Raw genomic sequence first — 26,436 nt, 5'->3', positions numbered from 1 at the left:
GTTTTTTTGTTTATTGTAAAGATAAGGCGCAATCGGTTTGCTAAGCCGTCATGCCCCAAAATTTTCTAAGGAACCATTCAGTAGCGGCAAGGGCAATGATCAGGAAGAACAGCCATTTGTAATCGACCAGGGGTTTGTCTTCTATTCTGCTATGGATCTTTGTTTGTATCTGCTGGTTAGCCAGCAGACTATCGGTTAGTTTTTCAAAATTGTATTGGGTAAAGAATGCACCTCCATGCTGGCGGGCCAGTTGGTGCATCAGCGGATAGTCGGCCTGTGTGCGTAAGGCTTCCAGGGGAATGTCGGAAACGTAGCACAAGGCAGCGTCTTCGTATGTCTTGCCGTTCAGGCTTACTTTGGCAGTAATATTATAAGTACCTGCGGCCAGCAGTCCTGCATTGATGCGATAGCTGTTGCCTGCTTTTTCGAAATTGTAGGTCAGTGTATTGCTCAGGTTTTTCAGGCTGAGTGTCGCTTCCGGAACATTATTCAATGTGCCGTTAGGATTACGCAACTCTGCCAGTATAATCAATGGCTCATTGTCCGTGAGGTTGTTCTTCGGAAGGATCAGTCTGAAAGGTTTATCATCTTTGGCTGCCTGCAAAAAGTTGATCGTCTGGCGTACCAGCTCAGTTGTGGTTTGCTGGTTGTGGAAGTTCTTGTATTCATATATATTCCATCTCCATAAGCCCTCTCCGTTCAGGATACTGTAAGATGGATTGCCCTGGTGATAGCTCCATATACTGCTGCCGCCGGCATCATTGATGATGCTGTTATTGCCTGATTTCAAAGTAAGCCCCACACCATTAAGCGGAGGCATTTTAGGAATGCTTTGTTTTGCGGTTGACGGTAAAGTATACAGGTTGAATCCTGCATTTAATCCTGGGTTCAGGGCACGTGCCGCCGGATTCAGATTGCCGGTCAGTGCATTGACCTTTCTTAAAATATCTGCATTGTTTTGCGTGCCTAGTATGTACCATACCGGAAGATCGCCCAATCCTGAGGCAGGGTAGTACTGGTATGCGATCGCTGCCTGGTAGCTGTTCAGGTCGCCTGGTATACTGCCGTTGGTAGAAAGATCTACGGTATATTGTCCGGAATTTTTCAGTGCAGTATGTATCGTAGCAATGTCGGGATGCGGAGCTGCAGCCAGTAATAAAATACGGCCTTTCTTCTCGGTTACTTCAATGATCGTAGATAGACTATTGTTCTGCAGGTTGCGTTCTCCTGCAATAGGTGCAATACTGATGGTGTATCGTTGTACACCTGCAGGCTGCGCAGTAGTGCTGAAGCTGATGCTGCCGGTGTAGCTGTTGTTATGTATGCTTACTGTTTGTGTAGCAATCGATTTATTATTCTGACTTAGGGTGATATTGGCTTGTGTGCCATCCAGTCCGGTAATAATGATATCTGCAAATATTTCTATAGTGCTGTTTAGTGTAGCAATTTTATTAGCATGTATAGCTTCTATGCGCGCATCTTTAGGCGTAGTGCTGTCGCCAAGTGCAATGGTATATACTGGTATGGGATTGGGCAATTGCACAAATGCAGGATTGGCGCCCTGGTTGTATATTCCGTCCGATGCGATGATGATCGCTCCTATATTTTTGTCCTGGTTCTGGTTGGCAATATCGGTAAGTGCAGTTGCAATATCAGTTGCCTTTTCTGTATAAGTATAAATACTGTCCTTGATGAGCTTACTGCCGAAGCCGTAGGTATTTACGGTGTACTTTGCAGAGAGTTGTTCGATAACTTTCTGTTCTTTCTGTTTGAAGCTGCCGGCGTATTGTCCTAATGATTGTTGTGTAGAAGATGATATGTCCTGTAGCCATATAATATGCGGTCGCTCTTCGCTATTGCTCAGCCCGGGAAATGCCGGAGCGAGTAACAATAAAGCGGTCATGCTGCCGATGAAAAAACGCAGGGTAGCGGGCAGCCATTTTACAGGAATGTCTTTATGTTTATCTTTTCTGTAGGTCAGCACTGCAAGCAGCAGTCCGAATAGTATAGCGATCGTCCAGTAAAGCCAGGTCATAGTGTTGATAAGCGTATATCAGGTAAAGATACGGGCTAGAATTTTAATTGCTGCATCTTTATACAGCTGTATAATAGCAGTGTTCAGGGCCAGGATTCGGCATAAAAAAAGGCTGTTGTAATTAAACAACAGCCCTTCGAACTTTACTTACTAACCCATCGTAAGTACTGCAAATTTCATAAAAATAAATGGAATTATGAAATGTTTTTTGGGGAAATGGTCAATTTTTTTAACCGATTATTTAAGTTTTGACAGGATGAAATGCAATTTTGTACCCTTATTCGGACATTTTGTCTCCTTTAAATTAATTTAGGTGTCAAAATGTCTTATTTTTATTGTTGGTATTATACTTGTTCTAGAACCCTGTATACTTCATTATTTAAAACATTAAAAAAACAAGATAATTATGAAAACAGTAAATGCAAACCCGGTAAAAAACTTTGGTGAATTAATCGATTCTATGTTTGACGGAAGATTCAATAATGTGTTCAGAGATGATCACGGACAGGCAACAATGCAACCTCCGGTAAATATTTCTGAACAGGACAACAGCTTCTATATTGAAGTAATGGCAGCAGGTGTATCAAAAGAAGATATCAAGTTGAATGTTGTGGACAATATGCTGACCATCTCTTATGAAAAGCATGAGCCTGCTAAAGATACTACCGGTAAATTACTGAGAAGTGAATTCGGTATCCGCTCTTTTAAAAGAAGCTTTACACTGGGAGAGAAAGTAGATGCAACGAAAATCAATGCCAGTTATGAGAATGGCATCCTGCGCATTGCATTGCCTAAGAAAGAGCCGGTAAAACCAGCACAGATCGAAATCGCGATCCAATAAGGCGATCAAAAGAAAAGAAACAATATGCCCATGCAGCATACAGGACTACCTGTATGCTGCATGGTTTTTATCACATAAGCATCAGGCAACTAATGCTTATCTTTGCGCGAAAAAAAGAATGCTGATACTGAATATTACAACTAAGGTAATGCACGGGATTGAAAAGGAATGGCTGCAATGGATGAAAGAAACGTGGATCAAGGAAATGATGGCGACTGGTTTGTTTGGTGAATACCGTTTCTGCAAACTGAAAGATAATGATGATGAAGAAGGCTTAATGTACGTAACACAATTTTACTGTGACACTACGGAGAACTATGATACTTTTATGAGTGAACAGGATGATCGCCTGAGAGAGTTGGGGCATCAGCGTTTCGGCAATGCATTTATCTCTTTCAGAACCATCATGGAGATCATTCACTAGACCACCTAACCATATGGTATATAAAACGATATTCTTCGACCTGGATCATACCCTCTGGGATTTTGAACAGAACTCCTTTAATACACTGGAGCATATCTATCATGAACATCATCTTGCAGATCGCGGAGTAGATTCCCTGACTTCTTTTCATCAGCGGTTCAAAGCACACAACGACCGGCTCTGGGCCCGTTACCGCAATGGCTTTATCGGTAGAGAAGATCTGAAGTGGAAGCGTATGTGGCTTACCCTGATCGAATTTAAGATCGGTGATGAGCGGCTTGCCAGAGACTTAAGCGCGGTGTATATGGATATGCTGCCTTACCAGCAAAGTCTCTTCCCGCATGCAGTAGAGGTACTGGACTATTGTAAGGAGCAGTCGTACGATATAAACCTGATCACAAATGGGTTTGAAGACACACAATGGAAGAAGCTGAATGCTACTGGTATCGGTCATTATTTTTCTCATGTCATTACTTCAGAAACGAGCAATAGCCTGAAGCCGCATGCGCCCATCTTTGACTATGCCTTATCACTTGCAGGTGCTGATAAAGAGCGCTCGATCATGATCGGAGACAGTCTGGAAGCAGACGTGCTGGGTGCGCAGTCATTTGGGATGGATCAGGTATATTTCAATCCGGAACAAGTGGCGCATAACGAGCGCCCTACTTTTGAGATATCCTGCCTCAGCGAACTGAAAAGAATTTTGTAATAATACTTTGTATATAAATGAATAAAGGAGCGATATCATATCGCTCCTTTATTATGTATCATTAATACTTAGAAATTTTAGAAATCAAATCCCAGTGCCAGATGGTAGGTAAACTTGTTATCCAGGTTCATGGCACCGTCAAATCGTACAAAGTAGCCATACACCATAGTTCTCAGTCCTAAACCGTAACCTAATCCTACAGAGTTGTTACCTGCATTATTGATCGTAAGGGTTATATTGCCCGGTGAGTTAGGATTGTTGGGAGAGATAAAAGTTGCCGCTCTGCTGCGTTGGTCATCTCGGCTAGGGAGCAAGTACTGCCATGCACTACCGGCATCTACAAATGCAATAGCTTGCAGGTTCTTCCAGATGCTGGCCTGTACCGGCTTGCGGAACAGTGTTTCAAATACCGGCATTCTTAATTCTGCACTCACTACCATATAAGTATTGCCATTGCGTGCATTCTGGTTATAGCCCCTCATACTAGTTGCCAGGCTTTGGAATGCAAACTGGCTCGATGGAATAGGGTAGTTGTCCAGCTTGGCATTGAGGGCATTGTCCACACCACCCAGCATATACAATATCTTTTCATTTCCGCCGGAGTGCGCACCTGCAGTACGTACCGCGAAGATCATGTTTTTATATACCGGTTTGTAATAACGGATATCAAATCCGAAATTATAAAACCCACCTGATTTCGGACGAGGTTGTTCACTGGTCGTATACACGTTATCGTCATGGAATTTATACAGGTAGTCCATATACAATTTCAGGCGCAGACCATCATAGATATTCGGCAGAATAGCCCTGGTGTCATCATGCACATATTCCGCTCTTGAGGTGATGTAGTATTTATCTTCATCCGGAATAACAGTACTGATCGGGTTTACCGTTCTTAAAATGGTACGATCCTGTCTCAGTCCCAGATTCAGGCGTATGCTCTTCGTTTTGTCCAGCGGATAATTGGCATAGCCCTGGATAATATTGACCATTGGTTTGATCGGCAATGTAAAGATCTCCCGTCCTGCAGAAGTGGTTGCCACCAGGTTTACCTGCTGATTTTTAGCCTCACGGTAATAAGTGAAGCCCCAGTCTACTCTTCGTTTGAAATTATCGAACTGCACAAAATAGGCAGAACCGTTTATGCCCAGAGGAATGCGCATACCACCTGTAAAGCGGTAGTTCTCCATCTTGTCATATACACTAGCCGAAATCATACCGCCAAGAGATGGGGTAGTAAGGGTTCCTGTAAAATTCTGATAACGGGTAAAGAGAATATTATTGTCCAGTCGCAGGCTGTAAAAGTCTGTTTTAAAACTTGGCTTGTATTGTCTGGATTTGAGTTTTATATAAGTACTGTCTACATACACAATATGCTTCTGCTTTTGCGTATCAGTTACGACCGTGCTGCTGCCACCAGCCAGCTTTTGTGCAAATTCGCTGGATTCAGGACGTACAGGATTGCTTACCGCAGTGCTGTCAGCACCACTTGGATATTGAGTATTCGATCTCCTCCTCCTGTTATTGAAACGGCTTTGCAGGTTGTTGCCTTCCTGTATATTCAGACCATCGGCTGCTGCAACTTCTTTGTTGTGGCTGGACTGACGGTCTCTCTTACTGCCGGCCGCATTGCTGCTGCGGTTGTCTTTAATGATTACATTACTCTTGGTATTGCTCAGGAACGGTTCCTCTACCAGGCTTGACTGGGTTCTGTTTGCAGGACGCAGATCGCCGAATGGTGAAGGCAGTTCTATGCTGCGGAAATATACCTTGACACCATCCGGCGTCTTGATTACATCTGCAATGCTCTTACTGGCAGGGTTGTACTGCTGGTACAGGATATTGTAATTACCATCAGTAGCAGGAATGCTATAGGCAACATCGCGATTACGCTCATCTCTGGTAAAGGAAATAACGTTTCGGTTAATGATACCATTTCCATTGGTCAGGTAAGCAAAGTTATCCTGTCCGTATGGAATGATCTGTCGTACCTCGGCCTGTTCGTTAGGCGTGAGGGGCATCAGCTCATAGCTCTGTGTCGTAGCATTATAAAAATATCCTTTCAGGTTGCCGGTAGGCAACTCGTTCGGTAAGGGTTGGATATTAATGAACGGCTCCGGGCGATTGGAGAGGAAGACAACACCTTTACGGGAACCCCCGCTTACAAAGTTCGGTTCCAGGTCATCATATACATCATTGGTCAACTGGTTGACACGGCCTCTTTTCAGGCGGTATTCAAACAGATCACTTTGTCCGTTCTTGATCGCAGACATAACGATCATATCATCATCTTCCATAAAAGTGAAGCTGAGTACGCGGTCAAACTTCTGGCTGGAGATGCGGAACATGTCGATCTTTGCCTTAACTGCATCATAAACCTTCAGGTAAATGAGTCCGTATTTTTTATATACAATCCCCAGTTTATAGCCGGTATTGCTCCAGGCAAGAATAGGGTAGTCCGGATCATCGCTTTCGTTATGATTGATGTATCCGCCGCTGACAATATTTGATTTCAGTTTTGTTTTAGCACCTTCGATCGTGCGGGTGCTTTCCAGGTATACATCATACATACCATTCTTCCAGGAAACATAGGCCACATCATAACCGCGTGGCGATACTTTCACATTAGAGATTCTGCGCTGATCATCGTTGTTCTCAATATTCAGCAAAGCCGCCTCTGCTGTAACGTCGGTCTGTAATTGCAGATCGGCAGTGTATGCAGCCTGGTAATAAGCGACCAGTGAGTCGAAGTTCGGTACGATCTTCATCCCCGTCAGCGCTTTAACCGCCTTATTGATCTTTGTATCGTTCTGGGTAAGGAAGATAAAGTCCTGCACCTCTTTAGTGCCATATTTATCAATCAGGTATTTCCAGAAGGCTTTGCCGGAGAGTTGGGGGTATTTACGGGCCAGTTCTTCAAATTTCACCCGTTTACCTGTATTCACCAGTGTTTTCCATTCATTATTAGATCGGGTGTCCCAGCCATCTACCACATAATCCAGGTATCCTTCCGTAAACCATTTAGGCAGGTCCAGGATCAGGGAATTCTTTAAGGCATCGATCAGGTTGTCACCAAAAGTAGTCTTGGCCAATATAATGCCGGACAGTGCGGAGCGCAACTGATGCTTGAGGTCACTGTGCTTGCCGGTAAAGTAGATAACAAGCTTGTCATCTACCAGGTTTACCCGTCCTGCTGTATTATTATGTATATTATTGTTGGATGTAAGCCCGATATTCGTTTGCTGAAAATCGTCATAGCTATTGTACACCATTACATTCAACTGACCTGGAAAAAGATTGCCCATTTGCTTTTCAATGGCGCTAAGGTCCTGTTCCAGCTGTTCAGCAACATACCTGGCCAGGTCGGTGCCTGCCCGGTCATAATGGTATACTTTGAAACGGGTGGTTTCGTAATACTTCCAGTTGAAATTTTTCCCCTGAATCCTGTTCTGACCAAATAGTTCAATATTGGTCTGGGTATGTCCTTGTATAGCGACAGACAGGTTTAGCAGCATAAAACCAGAGAAAGCATAGATTCTATTTCTCATAAAGCTCTTTGAGTTCAATGTAATAGGTGAACTGGCTTCGAATTTACACAAATATTGTTAAATATAATAGTAAGCGGCAATTATTATAGGAAAATCGCCGCGCTCAGATCATCTGATCTGGTATGTCTTAAGTCCTGAGGAACAGGCATTTCGGGCCTGGAAAAACATATAATGCGGGTACTGCCGTATTGCAGATTGTTATATGCGAAAAAAGATATAATATTTGAAAATGTTGTTTTGTAGCATAGTGTTGCTCAGATTGAAATAGATATTAAATTCTATATGCGATAATTTTTATTTATTCTGTTTGTTTTGAAACCAAAACCCTTATCTTTGCACAAAATTTCGAAAACGTGTTAAAAAAATCTAAACTGTTTCTGGCTACTTTGATGCTTGTTTTTAGTGCATTTGGAACCACTTTTGCACAAGAGGAAGCAACACAACATGCGGAAGCCCCTGCTGCGGCAGAAGCTCATCATGAGGAAAAAGGAAAACTGAATATTAAAGAGATTATTTTCGGTCACATCAGCGATGCATATGACTGGCACGTAATGGATATAAATGAGCACCCGGTTTCTATGCCTTTGCCTGTTATTATCTATCATCCTGAGAAAGGACTGAATATGTTCATGTCTTCTAATCTGGAGCATGGTCATGTGGCACACGAAGGATATCAGCTGGTTACCGAGCACTTTATCCATGAGCGTAAAGAAGCTGGTGCCACTGAAGAAGAGCTGGCTGCTCTGGAAAGCAAAACCGGTAAGATCATTTCTCTGGACGGCGCTGCGATCAAAGATTTCTCTATTACTAAGAATGTATTCTCTATGTTACTGTCTGTGGCACTGTTATTAGTGATCATGCTGACTGTGGCTAATAAATATAAGAAGAACGGTGCAATGAAAGCGCCAAGTGGATTACAGAATGCGATCGAGCCATTGATCACATTTGTAAGAGACGAGGTAGCTAAACCAAACCTGGGTCACAAATACATGCGCTTCATGCCATTACTGCTGACTGTGTTCTTCTTTATCTGGATCAACAACTTATTAGGTCTGATTCCTTCCGGAGCAAACTTTACCGGTAATATCGCAGCAACTGCAGCTTTATCCCTGGTGTCGTTCATCGTAATCCTGTTCAGTGCCAACAAGCATTTCTGGGGTCACTTATTCAATCCTCCAGGAGTTCCATTGCCAGCTAAAATATTACTGGTAGTGATCGAGATCATCTCTCTGTTCATTAAACCTATTGCCTTAACTATACGTCTTTTCGCAAACATCCTGGCGGGTCACATCATTATCCTGAGTGTAATCTCTATGATCTTCATCTTCGGAGCTATGAATCAGGCAGCAGGTTGGGGTTTTGCACCGGTATCAATTGCATTCTCTATCTTCATGTTCTGTCTGGAATTACTGGTAGCAGCTATTCAGGCATTCATCTTCACTAACCTGACTGCTGTATTTATCGGCCAGGCGGTAGAAGAAGGTCATCATGATGCACACGAGCACGGAATTGATCATGCACACAGCGAAAACGAATTAGTACTGTAATCAAAAATTTTCATAAACAAGTTTTTTAATCACTTAAATATATATACAATGTCTTTATTGAACACTGTAATGTTAGCAGGAGAAAGCGCTGGATTAGGTGCTATTGGTGCAGGTATCGCGGCTTTAGCAGCTGGTATCGGTATTGGTCAAATCGGTAAAGGTGCGGTTGAGTCTATCGCTCGCCAACCTGAAGCTGCTGGTGACATCCGTTCTAGCATGATCCTGACTGCTGCATTCATCGAGGGTGTTGCCCTGTTCGGTGTAATCGCTGGTCTGCTGGCTGTAGTAATGTAATCCATTGCTGCAAGGCTAACACAAAAGATTAAATTACGCCCGACGCGAAGGGCAGAGGGCGTAATTTATTTAAGCATTAAAAAAAATATCAAAAACAAGTATCTCTAATCATTACAATATAATCAACAATGGGATTAATCACACCAGCTTTAGGTCTCTTCGTATGGACATTGGTAGCATTCTTAATCGTTCTGTTCATCCTGAAAAAATTTGCGTGGAAGCCAATTCTGAAAACGCTGAATGAGCGTGAAACCGGTATTGCAAACTCTATTGCTTCTGCTGAAAAAGTAAGATTAGAAATGGCTGAAATGCAGGCAGATAATCAACGTCTGTTGCAGGAAGCTCGTGAAGAGCGTTCTATTATGCTGAAAGAAGCTAAAGATGCTAAGGATAAAATCATCAACGAAGCTAAAGAGCAGGCGAAAGCTGAAGCTAATAAAATCATGGAAGATGCACGCGTTCAGATCGAACTGAAGAAAAATGCTGCACTGACTGATGTGAAAAACGAAATCGGTAACATGGCTGTTGCTGTTGCAGAAAAAGTACTGCGTAAGAAACTTGATGCTGCTGACTCTCAGGCAGATTACATCAGAATGTTAGCTGAAGAAATCAAATTGAACTAATTTTAAATCATTCAAATTACCCGTAAATGCCTAATCCACGTCTCGCTTCAAGATATGCTAAATCATTATTGGATCTTGCAAAAGAACAAAATAATGTGGAAGCGGTATTGAGTGATATGAAGACTTTGCAGAATGCTATCGGGCATTCCCGCGATTTACAGATGCTCTTACAAAGTCCTTTAGTAAAAGGTGATAAGAAATCGGCTGTACTCGAGTCTATTTTTGCCGGCAAAATAAGCACGCTGACTAACGCTTTCATAAACCTGTTGGTGAAGAAAGGTAGAGAAGCGAACCTGGCAGAAATGACTAATGCCTTCGAAGCTCAATATCAGGAATTAAATAATATCCAAACCGTTCATATCACTACTGCTTATCCTATGGATACAGTAACGATGGAAGTGTTATCTGCTCAGATCAAAAGAAGCCTGGGTAATGATAAACTGGTATATAAAACTATTATTGATCCAGCGATCATTGGTGGTTTTAAACTGCAGGTGGGTGATAAATCTTTCGATATGAGTATCTCCAGAGATCTTACAGATATCAGAAATCAATTTACCAAAAATGCATTTGTTGCTGATATTTAATTTCAAGCAACAGACAACATAAAATCTTTAAATCATTATTAAATATTCATAACAATGGTTGAAATCAAACCGGACGAAATATCGGCGATCTTGCGCCAACAATTGAGCAACTTTAACAGCTCTGCTGACCTAGAAGAAGTGGGTACCGTATTACAAATTGGTGATGGTATTGCACGCGTTTATGGTCTTGGTGGTGTGCGCCAAGGGGAATTGGTGGAGTTCGAAGACGGTACTAAAGCTATCGCACTGAACCTGGAAGAAGATAACGTGGGTGTGGTATTGATGGGTGAAAGCGACTCAATCAAAGAAGGTTCTACTGTACGTCGTACTGGTCGTATCGCATCTATCAAAGTAGGTGAAGGTATGGTTGGCCGTGTGGTAAACACCCTGGGTGAACCTATCGATGGTAAAGGTCCTCTGAAAGGCGAATTATATGAAATGCCTATCGAGCGTAAAGCGCCAGGTGTTTTGTTCCGTGAGCCGGTTAAAGAACCACTGCAAACTGGTTTGAAATCTGTTGATGCGATGATTCCTATCGGTCGTGGTCAGCGTGAGCTGGTTATCGGTGACCGTCAGACTGGTAAAACTGCTATCTGTCTGGATACCATCATCAACCAAAAAGAATTTTTCGAAGCTGGTCAACCAGTATATTGTATTTATGTAGCTATCGGTCAGAAAGCATCTACTGTAGCTGCAGTAATGAACACACTGGAAGCACACGGTGCAATGGCTTATACAACTATCGTATCTGCTTCTGCTGCTGATCCTGCTCCATTACAGTTCTATGCTCCATTCGCTGGTGCCGCTATCGGGGAGTTCTTCCGTGATACTGGTCGTCCTGCACTGGTTGTATATGATGATCTGTCAAAACAAGCGGTAGCTTACCGTGAGGTATCTCTGCTGTTACGTCGTCCGCCGGGTCGTGAGGCTTATCCTGGTGACGTATTCTACTTGCACTCCCGTTTACTGGAAAGAGCTGCGAAAGTAATTAATGATGACAACATCGTTAAGAACATGAACGACTTACCAGAGTCTATCAAGCATATGGTAAAAGGTGGTGGTTCACTGACTGCATTACCAATTATCGAAACTCAGGCTGGTGACGTATCTGCATACATCCCTACCAACGTAATTTCGATCACTGATGGTCAGATCTTCCTGGAAACTAACTTATTCCTGTCTGGTATCCGTCCGGCGATCAACGTAGGTATCTCTGTAAGCCGCGTAGGTGGTTCTGCTCAGATCAAATCTATGAAGAAAGTTGCCGGTACACTGAAACTGGATCAGGCGCTTTACCGTGAGATGGAAGCATTCTCTAAATTCGGTGGTGACCTGGATGCGGCTACTAAAAACGTAATTGATAAAGGTGCACGTAACGTGGAAATCCTGAAACAAGCACAGTTCAGTCCGTATTCAGTAGAGAAGCAAGTTGCTATCATCTACTTAGGTACCAACAACCTGTTAAGAGAAGTTGCAGTTAAGAACATCAGAGCGTTTGAAGACCAGTTCATGCTGGAAATGCAAAGCAAACTGCCTAACGTTCTGGCTGAATTCAAAAAAGGAAACTTACCTGAAGATGGTATCAACCAAATGCTTGAATTAGCTAAAGGCTTAATTCCTCAATACAAATAATCATCTGTAATGATATAAAAAGTGCTCTGTCCTTTGACAGAGCACTTTTGTTTTTAAGAACAGGCATATTCCCGTATTTTCCTTGACCATCCTCGTTTTAAATCGTAATTTCGCAGCCGGAAAAAGCAAAACAATAAGTTATGTACGAATACACTTCATCTAAATCATTATTCGAAAGAGCACAGCATAGTATACCGGGTGGTGTAAACTCGCCGGTAAGAGCATTCAAAAGCGTGGGTGGCACACCACTGTTTATCAGGAAGGCCAGCGGTGCTTACCTCTATGATGAAGATGGTCAGTCGTATATCGATTATATTGCTTCCTGGGGACCTATGATCCTGGGGCATGCTTACGAACCAGTGATCTCGGCTATAAAAGAAAAAGCCGGTGATTCTACTTCTTTCGGTGCGCCAACCCTGCTGGAAATCGAGATGGCAGAACTGATCATATCTATGACTAAAAATGTAGGCCTGATCCGTATGGTGAATAGTGGTACTGAAGCCTGTATGTCGGCTATACGCCTCGCCCGTGGCTATACCGGCAAGAATAAGTTTATCAAATTTGAAGGCTGCTACCACGGACATGCCGATATGTTTCTGGTTAAAGCAGGTAGTGGTGTGGCGACATTTGGCATACAGAATGTACCGGGAGTAACCGCAGGTATTGCCAATGATACCCTTACGGCACCCTACAATGACCTGGCCGCAGTACAAGAACTGGTAGCAACACATAAAAATGAAATTGCAGCGATCATTATCGAACCGATCGCAGGTAATATGGGTTGCATCCTTCCGCAGGAAGACTTTATTAAAGGCCTGCGTGAAATCTGTACCCAGGAAGGTATTATACTGATCTTTGATGAGGTGATGACCGGTTTCCGTATGGGAGCAGGTGGTGCCCAGGAGCGCCTGGGTATTGATGCCGACCTGGTAACCTATGGTAAAGTGATCGGTGCAGGTATGCCGGTAGGCGCATTTGGGGGTAAGCGTGAGATCATGGAGCATATTGCCCCATTGGGTAATGTGTATCAGGCCGGAACCTTAAGTGGCAATCCGTTGGCTATGGCTGCCGGTTATGCCTTACTGAACCAACTGAAATCTCACCCGGAATATTATACTGAACTGGAAGAAAAAACGATATACCTGCGCAACGGATTGGATGAAGTACTAAAGGCAAGTGGGGTAGATTATGTGATCAACCAGATGGGCAGTATGATCAGCATTCATTTCTCTAAACAACCGGTAATCGATTTTGCTACATCAGCAGCATCTGATATTGCCTTCTTCAATAAATTCTTTCATGCCATGCTGAAAAGAGGAGTTTATCTTCCACCTTCTGCATATGAAAGCTGGTTCCTGAACAACGCATTGACTTATGCTGATCTGGACAAAACAATTGCCTGTGCTAAAGAAAGCCTGGCAGAATTATTAGCCTAATATTTACATCCGGACTATTCTTGAATAAGAGCACACATAAAACTATTGTGATTATCGGCGGCGGTGCCGCCGGTTTTTTCTGTGCGGCTAATATTCCGCATCGCCCGGGACAGAAAGTAATATTGCTGGAGAAAAGTAATAAATGGCTGAGTAAGGTGAAAGTCAGTGGGGGCGGTCGTTGCAACGTTACCCATAATGCTGATAGCATTGCAGCAATGGCAAAAAAGTATCCACGCGGCGGAAAATTTGTAAAGAAGACCTTCCATCATTTTTTTGTACCGGATACCATTGCCTGGTTTCGTCAGCGTGGCGTAGTGCTGAAGACAGAGGCCGATAACCGGATGTTTCCTGTTACAGATGAGTCGCAAACCATCATTGACTGCCTGATGCAGGAAGTGCAGCGGCAAGGTGTCGATCTGCGCATGCAACATGCCGTACAGTCGGTAAGTCCTGCTGCGGATGGTGGCTATACCATACAACTACAGGGAAGGGAAGCTCTCTTTGCCGATGTTGTGGTAATTGCCAGCGGTGGTTTTCCTAAGCTGGATATGTTTGAATGGCTCAAACCTTTAGGACATCAGATCAATCCGCCGGTTCCCTCTCTGTTTACCTTCAATATACCCAAACACCCGATTACACAATTTATGGGACTAAGTGTTCCGGATGCACAGGTGCGCATCAATGGTACTAAGCTGCAACAGTCCGGACCTTTGCTGATAACCCATTGGGGGCTGAGCGGTCCTGCAGTACTGAAATTGAGTGCCTATAGTGCATTGTATCTTGCAGAGCAGCAGTACCAGTTTAAAATACAGGTCAACTGGCTGAATCAGTTCAATGAAGAAACCCTGCGCCAGCACCTGCTGGAGTATCGTCAGATGCATCCGCAACAAAAAGTGATGAATACACAAGGGCTTGGATTACCCGCAAGGCTATGGGAGTATATGATGCAGGAGAGCAGTATAGCTGCTGATATGCGTTGGGGTGATCTTCCGGCAAAGGACTTTAACCGGTTTTTGAAGAACGTTGCTGCTATGGAATTTGAGGTAAAAGGGAAGACGACCTTCAAAGAAGAATTCGTTACGGCTGGAGGTGTAGACTTATCTGAGGTAGATAGTAATACGATGGAGAGTAAACTGCAAAAGGGTATATACTTCGCCGGAGAAATTCTGAATATAGATGGAGTAACCGGAGGGTTTAACTTTCAGAATGCCTGGACAACGGGTTTTATCGCTGCCCAGAGCATTGCAGCATCTTAAGTCTTTATTTCAGGCTACGGACGTAGTCCTCAAATTCTTTTTGTGTTGCCGGCATCGTAAAGATATCCTTCAACCCGGCATATAATTCCTTATCCTGTACAGATGGGTAAGCAGTTTTCAGCAATTTCATTTTATTGTCATCAAACATAATCCAGGAAACGATCTGGCGTAAGTCTGAAGTGTTGATCATATGCATACCGATGTAATCCTGTGCCAGCTGTAATTTTTTAGTATCCTCTTTTACCGCTTCCATTTTCTTATTCAGTTCGAACAGGCCAGGAGCAAGTTGTTTGCCTCCGCTTGCACCCAGGGGCACATCTTTACGAAAATCTGGTGCCGGAGCTGGGGGAGGGGGCACATAACTATTCATACCCGGTGTCATCTTTTTGATATACAACTTACGCGTGTTTACATCCACAATACAGTCATAAGTATATCCCGGTTCTATTTTGAAATTGCCGCTGTACATCAGTTCGGCCTTACCGCCTTGTCCGTCTGCATAAGCCCTGAATTTATACACCTGTATATTGTGGCGCTTACGGGGCAGGTCCGCAATCGTAATCAGGGTATTGACCTTTTTGAAATTGCGATCATTGATGGTAACGATCAGCGGAGATCCGTCGCTCAAATGTATATTTAAAGTACTTCTGTTGCCTTTGTTATTCTGGGCAAAGGCAAACAGGCTTTGAAAAAGAAGCAAAAACAGTGCTGTGATATTTTTCATTTTCAATAAATTTGGTGTTTGACTGTAAAAACCATGAAAAGTTACATACAGTTTTCGATTTTATATTGATTCATTTTAGTATTTCATACATTTGCACCATGTCATACAAATATCTTTTATTGCTCTGCTCCTTTGCCAGCCTTACGTTTAGTGCATGTAAGAAGGAAGAAGAGCCTTATGATCCGGATAAGTCCTACTTTTCCGTAAAGCAGTTTGTAGCAGATCAGTACGAGCTGTACAAAGGTCAGCCGTATATGTTTGAGAAAACAACCATTGTGAATGGCAAAAAAGACTCAAGCCTGGTAGGCTATGATAAGGTAGACTGGAGTACGGTTTTCAAAATATTCTGTGATGCCGATATCAGTGACAATAAATTCTTCGAGCGATACGACTTTAACCAGTTCGATGATAATACCCTTGAAGCATCTGTACTGACCTATACGGCCAAAGAGCCAGATCTCTTTGTACAGAAGTTTACCATTAATTATGATAATGTTTCCCGTAAAATCAGCATGATTTATATTGAAACAGCCGACAATGGCCGCTTTCATGCCAAGGAGCAGAAATTGTCGTACTATGTAAAAGATAAGATCGTGATCCAGGAGTCAGAAAAGTCATTCCTGTCCGATCCTAAAGAAGTTGTGATTACGTATAAGTTTCAATAAGCCGGAAAATTAATCCTATTCATGTTACCGTTTTTTTACCAGGAAAATCTGCCTGCAAAGGAAGGTGTCTATACGCTGGATGAAGCGACCTCCAAGCATTGTGTACAGGTATTGCGTATGAAAGAAGGCGCACCTCTATTACTGACCAATGGAAAAGGGCTGCGTATTGAAGCCGTGATTACTGCGGCAGAACGTAAGCATTGTATGGTGCATTGTACTAAAGTAGAACAGTTGCCGGCACGCCCTGTAGCCTTTGCATTGGGTATTGCCTTTACCAAAAACAACAGCCGCAATGAATGGTTGCTGGAGAAAGCGATGGAGATGGGTATTGAACAAATATACCCCATCATCACCGATCGTACAGAAAAGGATAAGTTGAAGATGGAGCGCCTGCAAGGCATCCTGATTTCGGCCATGCTGCAGTCTCAGCAATGTTATTTGCCGCAACTGCATGATTCGATAAAACTGAAAGCCCTGTTGCAGCAAAGTACTACAACAGCCCAGCGTTTTATTGCCCACTGTATTGATACCGAAGAGCGCAAGTCTTATATTACCCACCTGCAACCGGGTAAAGATACCCTGATGCTGATCGGACCCGAAGGGGATTTTACCCCCGTAGAGATCAGCCTGTGCCTGGAAGCAGGACTGGAACCGGTAAGCCTGGGGCAAAACCGGCTCAGAACAGAAACCGCCGGCTTATATGCCTGCACTATATTTAATGCCGTAAACTATGGTTAGAATACTGGCCTTGTGCCTCACAATATGTTGCAGTATGCCTGCACTGGCGCAGCAATTGCGTATCGGCCTCCTGGTTTACGGGGGCGGGGGAGACTGGTATGCCAACCCTACAGCGATTAAAAATCTTACTGCATTCTGTAACCAGAACCTTGGCACCAAACTGGATACCCGCGAAGCACAGGTGGCTGTGGGTAGCTCCGATATATTTAACTATGCCATGCTGCATACAACCGGTCACGGACGCATCTTTTTTACAGATGAAGAAGCCCGTAACCTGAGGCTGTACCTGGAGTCCGGAGGCTTCCTGCATATAGATGATAACTATGGGCTGGACCCCTATGTGCGCCCGGAGATGAAGAAAGTATTTCCGGAACTCAGTTTTGTAGAACTGCCGTTTACACATCCTATTTACCATCAGAAGTTTCAGTTTCCCAATGGGCTGCCTAAAATACATGAGCATGACGGAAAACAGCCAAAAGGCTATGGCCTGATCTATAAGGGCAGACTGGTCTGTTTCTATTCCTACGACTGCGATCTGGGAGATGGATGGGAAGATCCCGAAGTACATAAAGATAGCCCGGAGAAACGTTTGCAGGCACTGCAAATGGGCACCAACATACTCCAGTACGTATTTACCCAATAATTTTTTGTGGAAATATGTCAAACGCAGCTCTATAGAATAAAGCATATTCTATGAGTACGCAGTTGCATATTGCCGAGCCTTGTCATGAAGACTGGCATGCAATGATCCCCAATGAACGTGGGAGACATTGCGATCATTGCTGTAAAACAGTAATCGATTTTACGAGTTGGGAAGCAGAAGATATTCTTCAGTATCTGCGCCAACATACCAATGCCTGTGGTCGCCTGAGAAAAGAGCAGTTGATCGTCCCGGTACAACAGTCAGGACTGGACCTCGTTCCCCTGATCTCCGCATCACCTCTGTCTTACGTAAAGAAAATGGCAGCTGTAATCGCGCTGCTGTTTGCATTCGCCTCTTGCAACAATCCAACAACTGAACCGGTTAATGCTGCAGCAGCACAGACAGATACTGCTGTAGTGCCTATTGTAGGAGAACTGATGGCGGTACCGCCGCCAGCCGTGCCAGATGAGCCTTCCAAACAATCGCACCTCAGACAGGTTACTCCACCGAAACCAGCGGAAGTTGTTTATCCCAATGAATCTTATGTACAGGGAGGAATTTCGATTCCTGATCCCCCGGAACCAGTTGTTGCTCCTCCGCCTCCCTCAACTGATACCGTAAAAATGGGTCCTTTTCCGGAATAACTGTGCCTGGTTTGTATTTTGTTTCTTCGGCTGAAATAATTTTTTCCAACTTTTATGGAATAAATAAAACGGCAGCATCATATGGTTAAAGAACAGAATTATGAATACACAGATGCAGATAGCCGAGCCTTGTCATGAAGACTGGAATGCCATGACACCTGATCTCACCGGTCGCCATTGCGTACAATGTTGCAAAACCGTTGTAGATTTTACGAATTGGGAAACAGCAGATATCCTGCAATATTTACAACAAAATAAAAGCACCTGTGGTCGTTTGCGTGTAGATCAGATGGCGGCATTGCCGGAAGATACACACCTGGAAGTAATACCAGTGATTGCAAGTTCTGCATTGCCATATTGGAAAAAGATAGCCGCGACGGTAGCCCTGTTATTTGTATTTGCTTCCTGTGGTTATGCACAACAAAAAACAGGCAAGCAAGTGCCACAGAAGCCTGAAACAGCACAGGCAGATACTTTGCAGCCTATGGTCATGGGCAAGATCGTCTGTCCTAAACCACTCGGTCCAAAACCAGTTAAAGATACCGTTGCGCCGCCACCGGTAATACAAGGATTGATTGCCATCCCGGATACACCAGTAAAAGCGCCTTCAAAAGTGAAACCTAAAGTACATCGTACCAAAAGGTAATAGCTGCTTTATTTCATAAAGGTACTTGAGTACACCGACTCATTACCATTCTCATCTGTAGCAACAAGCCTGATTGTACTTTTTCCGGCAGGGCAGTATTCATCCGGTATATACGTATAAGTATTGCCCTTCCTGGAAAAACAAACCCATTGGTTATTGATATAGCCCTTCACAGCGGCTATTGAAGTTTTCTCTTCTGTTACGGTGAATTGTATAGACTGCTTCTGCGTTGCATTCAGCCGTACTATCTTCGGAGCAGTGGTATCAATGCCTACGCTGTAGCTACCGAAGCTCCTTACCTTAGCCATAGCAAAACCATCTTTCCATTCCGCAGCCTGGGCTTCCTGGCTGTTGCTGCCGGGCAGGTTCGATTTAGGAATTTTGTGCATAAAGATCAGTTTGCCTCTGAGTGCTGCCGGCACCGGTTTTATTAGTTTCAGGCCCAGTTCAAAATAATCATGTGCGGGTACTGCCTGGCGTAGTATGTCGAACTGACTGGAGTACTGGCCGGGCATCAGTACTTCTTTTACGGTGAAACAGACATCATCATAAAATACTTTTGCAGGCAGGTTGCAATACATGTTGCCGGTGTAATGCTTGTAGTAATGCCGCTGTCCGGCATTGAACCGCCCGCGGCAGGCTACTACTCCCGCTTTGGTCTTATATTGAATTTGTTTGTTTACCGTTGTCGTATTACCGAAGGCATCCTGCATCACAATTTTGATGTTATGCACTTTACCGTCACCAATGTCCAGCAAGCCATTCTTGACCATACCTGAATAGACATCGAGTGGGTTATTGGGCAGTTTGTACAAGCCATGCATCCATATCCCTTTGTTGGAATAAGTTCGGAAATCGGCATAGGCATTCACTGCGCGGTTATGATCGAAGTTCAGTTCTGTATTGTGTATAGTAGCCACAGGTCGTTCATCGAAATATAGCTGCATAAAAGATATGCCCAGCCAGTTACTGCTGCCATTGATATAATCTTTGGCATCAATACCAATCATCGTTTGCGCATAAGGAACCGTGACGACATCACTCATGGGTGCTGCACCCTTCTTTTTTACCGGAGGTTTTAGGGATACTAAAAGGGGAGAGGCCTCATAATAATTATCTGCATCATAAAAAGCCAGTGTGCCGGCTTTGGGGGCAATATTGTCCTTGATGGGCAATCCGAATAAAAGCGGGTCCATAACCAGTTCAGTCCGGGTATTCCTGATTTCGAAATGCAGGTGAGGAGCCGTTGAACCACCGGTATTGCCGCTGTATGCGATCTGCGCGCCCTTTTTATATACAAATTGTTTGCTGTTCAGTTGCAGATCTACATTCCACTTCTGTTGCTTATACTGCTGCTGTTTTACATAGGCCATTACCTCCGGCATATACTTGTTCAGATGACCGTATACAGTGGTATAGCCATTCGGGTGTTGCATGTACAGGCAATAACCATAACCTGCATGAGATACGGAAATGCGGCTGATAAAGCCATCTGCTGCAGCGAGTACAGGAAGGTTCTCCTGGTTGTTGGTCTTTAGGTCAATGCCGGTATGAAAATGGTTAGGGCGGCATTCGGCAAAGCTGCCGGCTAGTTGCATCGGGATCTTTAATGGATTGGCAAAATAGTCTTTAGGTACTGCGTCCTGGGCAGTGGTTTTCATATTTCCCCACAGCAACAGGAAGAGCAGGCACGTGTTTTTCATTATGTCGGATTTTTTTTAGGTTAAAGCAAATGTAAGTGTAATTTAATTTGCAAAGTATTCCCTAATCCACTAAATTTAACCCCTATTATATATCTAAATACTTTAAAACATAACAAAATGAAAAAGATTGCACTTATATGCATCGCTGCGATTTCAGTAGCGTCCTGCTCTTTCCTGGATTCGAAAAAAGCCACAGACTACAATAATAAAATTGTAGAAGAGCAAAGCAAGATCATTAAAAGCGTTTTTGAACTGGTGAATGTGATGCAGACTTCAGATAGCCTGCACGCACAGCAAAAACGTGCAGAACTGGTTACTATAGTTGATGCTGCAATCAAAAATGCACATACACTTTCTTATAGTGGAGATGATAAAGGGTTGAAAGCCAGCTATCAGAAACTGCTGCAATTCTATAAAAAGACAATGTCGGAAGATTATACAGAGATCATAGCGATTTCTTTTAATAAAAATGCCAAAGCATCAGATGCACAGCGTGTACAGGAAAAAGTAGACGCGATCTCTACTGCTGAAAGTGCCGTGGACAAGGAATTCCAGGATGCACAAATGGCCTTTGCCAAAGCGCATGATATGAAGGTGCAGGAAAATGAACTGCAGCAACAGATCAACAAGATCAATAGCGAATCTGAACATTAAAACAGGTACACATAATTACAAAGGGTCCCGGATATATCCGGGACCCTTTGTAATTATATCCATTTTCTGATGTTTAAAAATCAATATTTAATATATAAATGACTTTCTATGGGTTTGTTGTGCTGAACTAATAAAATTGTAGCCGGGGAAGGTGCAACACATAATGTAAACAGGTAATTTTACAGGGAAATCAAACACTACATTAAACCGAAAAAAATGAAAAAAACTATTCTACCTGTGCTATGTGCGATTACCCTGGCCTCCTGTTCCGGATCGATGAGTATAGCGGAATACAATGATGCCATTGTAGGAGAGCAACAAAGATTTATGGATCAAATGAAGCTGATGACTAAGACAAAGAATGACAGTGCCCTGGCGCAGGCCAGGAGAGCTGGGCTGGTTGCCTATGCAGATGTCTGTCTGACAAATGTCGACAAGCTGAAGGTCAATGGTGTTGATAAAGGGTTTAAAGCCCACTTTAAAAACATGATTCAATATTGTAAAACGGCTTTTGCAAAAGACTACGAAGAAATCATTGCAGTGAAGATGAGTAAAAAAGCTGTAGGGGCAGATATAGCGCTTGCAGATGCCAGGCGTGAAGAGATTATGAACAGGATAAAGGCCCTGGAAGCACAATTTTTATCCGCACAAGAGGCCTTTGCCAAAGCGAACGGCGCAGAGCTTAATTAAATAATACAAATAATACATACAATGAAAAGGCCCGGGTAAAACCCGGGCCTTTTCATTGTATGTTAGCAATCTTATTTAACCAGTCTTACCGCAACTTTACGGTCAATAGCACGGGCCTCATCACTTTCTGTTTCAGGAACCGCAGCAAATTTCTCACCGTAACCTTCTGATCCTTTAAGCTGGCTGCTTGCACCGGCTTTGTCCAATGCTGCTTTTACAGCATCAGCACGACCTTGTGATAGCTTCAGGTTAGCGGCATCATCGCCTTTCTTATCGGTGTAAGCACCGATTTTAATATTGGCCTGTTTGAATTCTTTCAGGATGGCCACAATATTATTCAGCTGTACTTTAGAACTGTCTGTAATTTTTGTGGTGCCGAATTCAAAGTTCAGGTTATCGAAATTGAACCATCGGTTTTTCAGCGCCTCATCATCAGCAGCATTTTTATATTCATCAGATTGTATAAACTGGATCAACTGATCTTCAATGCCACCTTTGTAAGCATTGATCGTGGCACCGCTTGGCAGGGTCAGTACCACACTTTCTTTGGCAGAAACAGTTGTTGTTGCACCGGCATTGGTATCAGCTGCAACTGTAGTCACCGTTGTATCCATGCTGGTATTACTTACCGTAGTTGATTTGTTACAACCATCTTTGGTCATCCACCAGATCAGTCCGCCAAGTGCAGCCAGGATCACCAGTGGAACGAGCCAGTTATTGCCGCCTTTCTTTTGTGTAGCAGCAGCATATGAAATGGGTTCTGCAGGAGGGGCTGTAAATTCGCTTACCGCCGCTGCTGCAGCGGTGCCCAGACTGCCGATGCCCAACCAGGAACCGATTTTGCTGAAGTCAAATCCGGACGGAATCAATGAACTGATGATGCCTTTCTGACTCGCCAGGAAAGAGGAGAGGCCGGCAGCATCCATGTTTTTATCTTCCGCATATTTACCTACAGCACCTAATGCAGCAGCAGAAGTGGCACCCAGGGCATGTTCAGCTGTAGCAGTTTTTACCCCTCCGAATCCTGCAAGCATGCTTACAATATCATCCAGTTTGTCGCCGAATAAAGAACGCAGTGCTGACCAGATATTAAATCCGCCGGTTGTCATCTCATTACGGCCGGCAAGGCCACCAAGGTTGGACAGTATACCACTGTTCGCAGCGCTTTTGACCATATCCAGCACACCGCCGGAATCACTGGACGATTTATTGATCAGGCCACTCAGTAAAGTCGGTATAGCGGCTTTAATCACATTGGAAATGCCCGCTTCGTTTTCTCCGGTGCTGCCGGAAATTTGTGCGGCCAGATTGCCGGGAAGGTAGTTTTTTACGATGTCTAAAATGTTCATTTCTGTTTGGTTTTTAGTGTTTTGAAATAAGGTTGAGATTTTGTTATATAACAAAGCAACTGTTTTTTGGCTAAAAGTTCTAATGATTGGGATTAATGATATGTTAATTAAATTTAATTTGTTGTCATGCAGCATTTTATCGAAAGCATATATATAATGCTTCCGGTTGCACGATATTTATTAGATTTGCCTTTTAAATCGAATCAAACAAATAAATACCAGATACATTATGGCGAGCAGCGCATTCTACTCCAGATTACAAAACGAATTGTCCGATATCCAGACTTCCGGTTTGTTTAAAAATGAAAGAAGAATTGATTCCGTACAAGGTGCGGAGATCATGGTTAACGGCAAAAAAGTGCTGAACTTTTGTGCCAATAACTATTTAGGACTTTCGTCTGACCCTAAGGTAGTAGAAGCGGCAAAGAAAACCATCGATGAGCGTGGTTATGGTATGAGTTCTGTACGCTTTATCTGCGGTACACAGGATATTCATAAAGAACTGGAAGCTAAACTGGCAACTTTCCTGGGTACTGAGGACACGATCTTGTATGTAGCCTGTTTCGATGCCAATGGCGGTGTGTTTGAACCTTTACTGAACGAAGAAGATGTGATCATCTCTGATGAGTTGAACCATGCTTCTATCATTGATGGTGTGCGCCTGTGTAAAGCTAAAAGAGCCCGCTATAAAAACTGTGATATGGCTGAGCTGGAAGCACAACTGATCGCGCACAAAGATGCCCGTACCCGCTTTATTGTTACGGACTCCGTATTCTCTATGGATGGTACCCTGGCTCCTTTGGATGAGATCTGTGACCTGGCCGATAAATATGATGCAATCGTAATGATTGATGAAAGTCACTCTTCAGGCTTTATGGGTAAAACCGGCCGTGGGGTGCATGAACTGAAAGGTGTTATGGGCCGTGTAGATATTATTACCGGTACGCTGGGTAAAGCGCTGGGTGGTGCATCCGGTGGTTTCACTTCCGGTAAAAAAGAAGTAATTGAAATGCTGCGTCAGCGTAGTCGTCCATACCTGTTCTCCAATACAGTAGCGCCATCAGTAGTAGGTGCATCTATAGCCGTGCTGGATATGCTGAGCGAAACAACTGAGCTGCGCGATAAGCTGGAAAGTAATACAATGTATTTCCGTGAGCAAATGACTGCTGCCGGTTTCGACATCAAACCGGGCACGCACCCTATTGCTCCGATTATGTTATATGATGCCGTACTGGCACAACAATTTGCAGCCAAACTGCTGGAAGAAGGCATTTATGTAATCGGCTTCTTCTTCCCGGTGGTACCAAAAGGGCTGGCCCGCATCCGTGTACAGATTTCGGCTGCGCATGATCGCCACCACCTGGATACAGCCATCGCTGCCTTCACTAAAGTGGGCAGAGAACTGGGTGTAATTAAATAAGATTATGAATCCGCTATTTGACGAAAAGCAGCGCTTTACACAATGGTGGCTTTATGCCGGAATTGTACCTGTACTGGTTCTGGAAGTGGTTACACTTTCAAAAGAAGCACAGGTATGGTATGATTGGTGGCCGCTGTTGCTGTCGATCGCTATTTTCAGCCTGTTCTTACTGGTGTCTATGCGTACTGTAATCACTGATGAAGTGATTACAGTATACTATTTTCCATTGCTGCTTAAACCCAAAACATTTTTATGGGCAGATATTGACAAAGCCTACGTGCGTCAGTATAGTCCGATAAGTGAGTACGGTGGTTGGGGCATAAAAGGCATGGGCAGTAAGTATGGTAAGGCTTATAATGTAAAAGGTAATCAGGGGTTGCAACTGGAGTTAAAAAACGGACAAAAACTGCTGATCGGCACCCAGCGCATGCAGGAACTGGATCAGATACTACAGCAGCACTTTAAACAATACTTAAATAACTAAATGAAGAAGATATTACTGGCGATAGCCTTATTGACAGCAGCGCCTGCTGTACAGGCAAAGGAAACAGAACCAGACTACAAAGTGGTTGTCGTTAAGAATGAAAGTGGAGCATTTACTTATGAGAGTGTGGTGAACATTGAAGGAGTGACCAAGGAAGAAATGTTTAACCGCGCAAAGCAATGGATTATTGCGAATCTGAAGACAAATGACAATAACATAGCTTTTGATGCTAATTCTTTAACTATCAATAATTCAGCCACTTTGGTGTTGAAGCCTGCCGGAGGTTTTAACTGGGCGATCACCAGTGGGTTTATTAATTTTAAATTGAATGTCCAGTTTAAAGATGGTCGCTATAAGTTTGTTTTTGATAACATAGTAGTACAGACTGCTTATATGGGAATTGTTGCTACTGCTGCCTATGGCGACTTAAAAACAAACAGAAAGCCTGTTCAGTATGTAAGACAAGAAGTTAATACCAATTTACTTGCCATTGCCCAGCAGTTAGAGGCGGCTATTAAAAATGGAAGTAGCAAAACCAGCGATAACTGGTAAAATATATTTGTAAAGTTATTTAACTAAAATGAAGAAAATATTACTCGCATTGTCTTTGGTTCTGGTTGCTCCGATGACTAATGCAAAAGAAAAGGACAAATCAGAAGTATCAGAAGTATTAGTAAAAGATGTTACCGGTAAATACGTATACGAAGGAGTCGTAAATGTAGAAAATATTTCTAAAGATGAAATGTTTAAAAGAGCAAAAAACTGGGTACAAGAGACGTTTAAAACAGGAGATAATAATATCCGGTTTGACGATAAAGAGTATAGCATTATTAATAGCCCCACTGTAATTTTTCAAAACGGAAAAAAAGGAATTCTGGACTATTACGGTGGTCTGATCAGTTTTAAATTGGTAATCCAGTTTAAAGATGGGAAGTATAAATTCCATTTTGATAATGTTGTATGGGCGATTAATAATATCAGCAGGGTGCCGATTGTATATGGTGATCCTTGTTTATGTACCGGAAAGCAATATTATAAAGATAAGATCAATTCTATCTTTGCCGAGATGGCTTCCGATTTGGAAAATAATATTAAAGGTGTCAAGCAGACAACCAACGATAACTGGTAATTTTTAAAAATAATA

General features: G+C 43.2%; 26 protein-coding genes. 21 read left to right on the top strand and 5 right to left on the bottom strand.

Translation table 11 applies throughout. The annotated features are described in order from the left end of the window. Positions 1-40: 40 nt before the first annotated feature. Positions 41-2,035: a hypothetical protein gene (locus EMP01_RS00430; protein ID WP_129019525.1), complete on the bottom strand. Its 1,995-nt coding sequence runs from the start codon at positions 2,033-2,035 to the stop codon at positions 41-43. A 406-nt stretch (positions 2,036-2,441) separates the two neighbouring features. On the opposite strand from EMP01_RS00430, the gene EMP01_RS00425 reads away from it, so the two are divergent. The 3 genes from EMP01_RS00425 to EMP01_RS00415 all read left to right on the top strand — a co-directional run bounded on the left by EMP01_RS00425 (position 2,442) and on the right by EMP01_RS00415 (position 4,009). Next, on the top strand, positions 2,442-2,876 hold the full coding sequence (locus EMP01_RS00425; RefSeq protein WP_129019524.1) for an Hsp20/alpha crystallin family protein: 435 nt from the start codon (positions 2,442-2,444) through the stop codon (positions 2,874-2,876). Positions 2,877-2,994: 118 nt separating this feature from the next. Continuing rightward, positions 2,995-3,300, top strand: a complete 306-nt coding sequence (locus EMP01_RS00420; RefSeq protein WP_129019523.1) for a DUF4286 family protein — start codon at positions 2,995-2,997, stop codon at positions 3,298-3,300. A 13-nt stretch (positions 3,301-3,313) separates the two neighbouring features. Continuing rightward, a complete protein-coding gene (locus EMP01_RS00415; protein ID WP_129019522.1) occupies positions 3,314-4,009 on the top strand; it encodes a YjjG family noncanonical pyrimidine nucleotidase in 696 nt (231 codons plus the stop codon). A 77-nt stretch (positions 4,010-4,086) separates the two neighbouring features. On the opposite strand, the gene EMP01_RS00410 is transcribed toward EMP01_RS00415, so the two are convergent. Then, positions 4,087-7,557, bottom strand: a complete 3,471-nt coding sequence (locus tag EMP01_RS00410; protein ID WP_129019521.1) for a BamA/TamA family outer membrane protein — start codon at positions 7,555-7,557, stop codon at positions 4,087-4,089. Between the two features lie 353 nt (positions 7,558-7,910). Here EMP01_RS00410 and atpB point away from each other — a divergent pair, with 353 nt between their 5' ends. The 7 genes from atpB to EMP01_RS00375 all read left to right on the top strand — a co-directional run bounded on the left by atpB (position 7,911) and on the right by EMP01_RS00375 (position 14,932). Further along, on the top strand, positions 7,911-9,104 hold the full coding sequence (atpB, locus tag EMP01_RS00405; RefSeq protein ID WP_237559433.1) for a F0F1 ATP synthase subunit A: 1,194 nt from the start codon (positions 7,911-7,913) through the stop codon (positions 9,102-9,104). Between the two features lie 48 nt (positions 9,105-9,152). After that, positions 9,153-9,398 carry an ATP synthase F0 subunit C gene (atpE, locus tag EMP01_RS00400; protein ID WP_129019520.1) on the top strand — a complete coding sequence of 82 codons (246 nt, stop codon included), beginning with the start codon at positions 9,153-9,155 and terminating at the stop codon, positions 9,396-9,398. A 128-nt stretch (positions 9,399-9,526) separates the two neighbouring features. Next, complete coding sequence (atpF, locus tag EMP01_RS00395) at positions 9,527-10,021, top strand: F0F1 ATP synthase subunit B (RefSeq protein ID WP_129019519.1); 495 nt, start codon at positions 9,527-9,529, stop codon at positions 10,019-10,021. A 26-nt stretch (positions 10,022-10,047) separates the two neighbouring features. Continuing rightward, entirely contained in the window at positions 10,048-10,608 is a 561-nt protein-coding gene (atpH, locus tag EMP01_RS00390; protein ID WP_129019518.1) for an ATP synthase F1 subunit delta, read from the top strand. Positions 10,609-10,662: 54 nt separating this feature from the next. Further along, complete coding sequence (gene atpA, locus EMP01_RS00385; protein WP_129019517.1) at positions 10,663-12,240, top strand: F0F1 ATP synthase subunit alpha; 1,578 nt, start codon at positions 10,663-10,665, stop codon at positions 12,238-12,240. 140 nt (positions 12,241-12,380) lie between these two features. Next, positions 12,381-13,676, top strand: a complete 1,296-nt coding sequence (gene hemL / locus EMP01_RS00380) for a glutamate-1-semialdehyde 2,1-aminomutase (protein WP_129019516.1) — start codon at positions 12,381-12,383, stop codon at positions 13,674-13,676. A gap of 20 nt (positions 13,677-13,696) precedes the next feature. Then, positions 13,697-14,932, top strand: a complete 1,236-nt coding sequence (locus EMP01_RS00375) for a BaiN/RdsA family NAD(P)/FAD-dependent oxidoreductase (RefSeq protein ID WP_129019515.1) — start codon at positions 13,697-13,699, stop codon at positions 14,930-14,932. A 4-nt stretch (positions 14,933-14,936) separates the two neighbouring features. Here EMP01_RS00375 and EMP01_RS00370 read toward each other — a convergent pair whose 3' ends face one another. Beyond that, positions 14,937-15,656: a DUF4476 domain-containing protein gene (locus tag EMP01_RS00370; RefSeq protein WP_129019514.1), complete on the bottom strand. Its 720-nt coding sequence runs from the start codon at positions 15,654-15,656 to the stop codon at positions 14,937-14,939. A gap of 98 nt (positions 15,657-15,754) precedes the next feature. Between EMP01_RS00370 and EMP01_RS00365 the strand changes: the two genes are divergently transcribed. From EMP01_RS00365 to EMP01_RS00345, 5 genes are all read left to right on the top strand, one after another. Beyond that, positions 15,755-16,321 (top strand): hypothetical protein, encoded by a 567-nt coding sequence (locus tag EMP01_RS00365; protein WP_129019513.1) that lies wholly within the window; start codon positions 15,755-15,757, stop codon positions 16,319-16,321. A 21-nt stretch (positions 16,322-16,342) separates the two neighbouring features. Further along, on the top strand, positions 16,343-17,059 hold the full coding sequence (locus tag EMP01_RS00360) for an RsmE family RNA methyltransferase (protein ID WP_129019512.1): 717 nt from the start codon (positions 16,343-16,345) through the stop codon (positions 17,057-17,059). Positions 17,060-17,093: 34 nt separating this feature from the next. Then, a complete protein-coding gene (locus tag EMP01_RS00355; protein ID WP_202615965.1) occupies positions 17,094-17,702 on the top strand; it encodes a DUF4159 domain-containing protein in 609 nt (202 codons plus the stop codon). Positions 17,703-17,752: 50 nt separating this feature from the next. After that, on the top strand, positions 17,753-18,346 hold the full coding sequence (locus tag EMP01_RS00350) for a hypothetical protein (RefSeq protein WP_129019510.1): 594 nt from the start codon (positions 17,753-17,755) through the stop codon (positions 18,344-18,346). Positions 18,347-18,446: 100 nt separating this feature from the next. Then, positions 18,447-18,992 carry a hypothetical protein gene (locus tag EMP01_RS00345; RefSeq protein ID WP_129019509.1) on the top strand — a complete coding sequence of 182 codons (546 nt, stop codon included), beginning with the start codon at positions 18,447-18,449 and terminating at the stop codon, positions 18,990-18,992. Between the two features lie 8 nt (positions 18,993-19,000). On the opposite strand, the gene EMP01_RS00340 is transcribed toward EMP01_RS00345, so the two are convergent. After that, on the bottom strand, positions 19,001-20,695 hold the full coding sequence (locus EMP01_RS00340; protein ID WP_129019508.1) for a M23 family metallopeptidase: 1,695 nt from the start codon (positions 20,693-20,695) through the stop codon (positions 19,001-19,003). 117 nt (positions 20,696-20,812) lie between these two features. Here EMP01_RS00340 and EMP01_RS00335 point away from each other — a divergent pair, with 117 nt between their 5' ends. Next, complete coding sequence (locus EMP01_RS00335) at positions 20,813-21,349, top strand: LIC11966 family surface protein (RefSeq protein ID WP_129019507.1); 537 nt, start codon at positions 20,813-20,815, stop codon at positions 21,347-21,349. 216 nt (positions 21,350-21,565) lie between these two features. Continuing rightward, positions 21,566-22,039 carry an LIC11966 family surface protein gene (locus EMP01_RS00330; protein WP_129019506.1) on the top strand — a complete coding sequence of 158 codons (474 nt, stop codon included), beginning with the start codon at positions 21,566-21,568 and terminating at the stop codon, positions 22,037-22,039. Positions 22,040-22,110: 71 nt separating this feature from the next. Here the strand turns inward: EMP01_RS00330 and EMP01_RS00325 are convergent, their stop codons facing one another. Beyond that, complete coding sequence (locus tag EMP01_RS00325) at positions 22,111-23,388, bottom strand: DUF937 domain-containing protein (RefSeq protein ID WP_161971177.1); 1,278 nt, start codon at positions 23,386-23,388, stop codon at positions 22,111-22,113. 229 nt (positions 23,389-23,617) lie between these two features. Between EMP01_RS00325 and kbl the strand changes: the two genes are divergently transcribed. Genes kbl through EMP01_RS00305 form a run of 4 tightly spaced genes read left to right on the top strand, consistent with a single transcriptional unit; the run spans position 23,618 to position 26,421 of the window. Beyond that, positions 23,618-24,808 carry a glycine C-acetyltransferase gene (gene kbl / locus EMP01_RS00320; RefSeq protein WP_129019504.1) on the top strand — a complete coding sequence of 397 codons (1,191 nt, stop codon included), beginning with the start codon at positions 23,618-23,620 and terminating at the stop codon, positions 24,806-24,808. Between the two features lie 4 nt (positions 24,809-24,812). After that, on the top strand, positions 24,813-25,292 hold the full coding sequence (locus EMP01_RS00315; protein ID WP_129019503.1) for a hypothetical protein: 480 nt from the start codon (positions 24,813-24,815) through the stop codon (positions 25,290-25,292). Beyond that, positions 25,293-25,844, top strand: a complete 552-nt coding sequence (locus EMP01_RS00310; protein WP_129019502.1) for a DUF4468 domain-containing protein — start codon at positions 25,293-25,295, stop codon at positions 25,842-25,844. It begins immediately after the preceding gene. Between the two features lie 28 nt (positions 25,845-25,872). Further along, positions 25,873-26,421, top strand: a complete 549-nt coding sequence (locus EMP01_RS00305) for a DUF4468 domain-containing protein (protein ID WP_129019501.1) — start codon at positions 25,873-25,875, stop codon at positions 26,419-26,421. Positions 26,422-26,436: the final 15 nt, after the last annotated feature.

This window comes from Edaphocola flava (assembly GCF_004118155.1).
Lineage (GTDB): Bacteria > Bacteroidota > Bacteroidia > Chitinophagales > Chitinophagaceae > Edaphocola > Edaphocola flava.
This window is presented reverse-complemented; position numbering and strand designations above follow the sequence as displayed.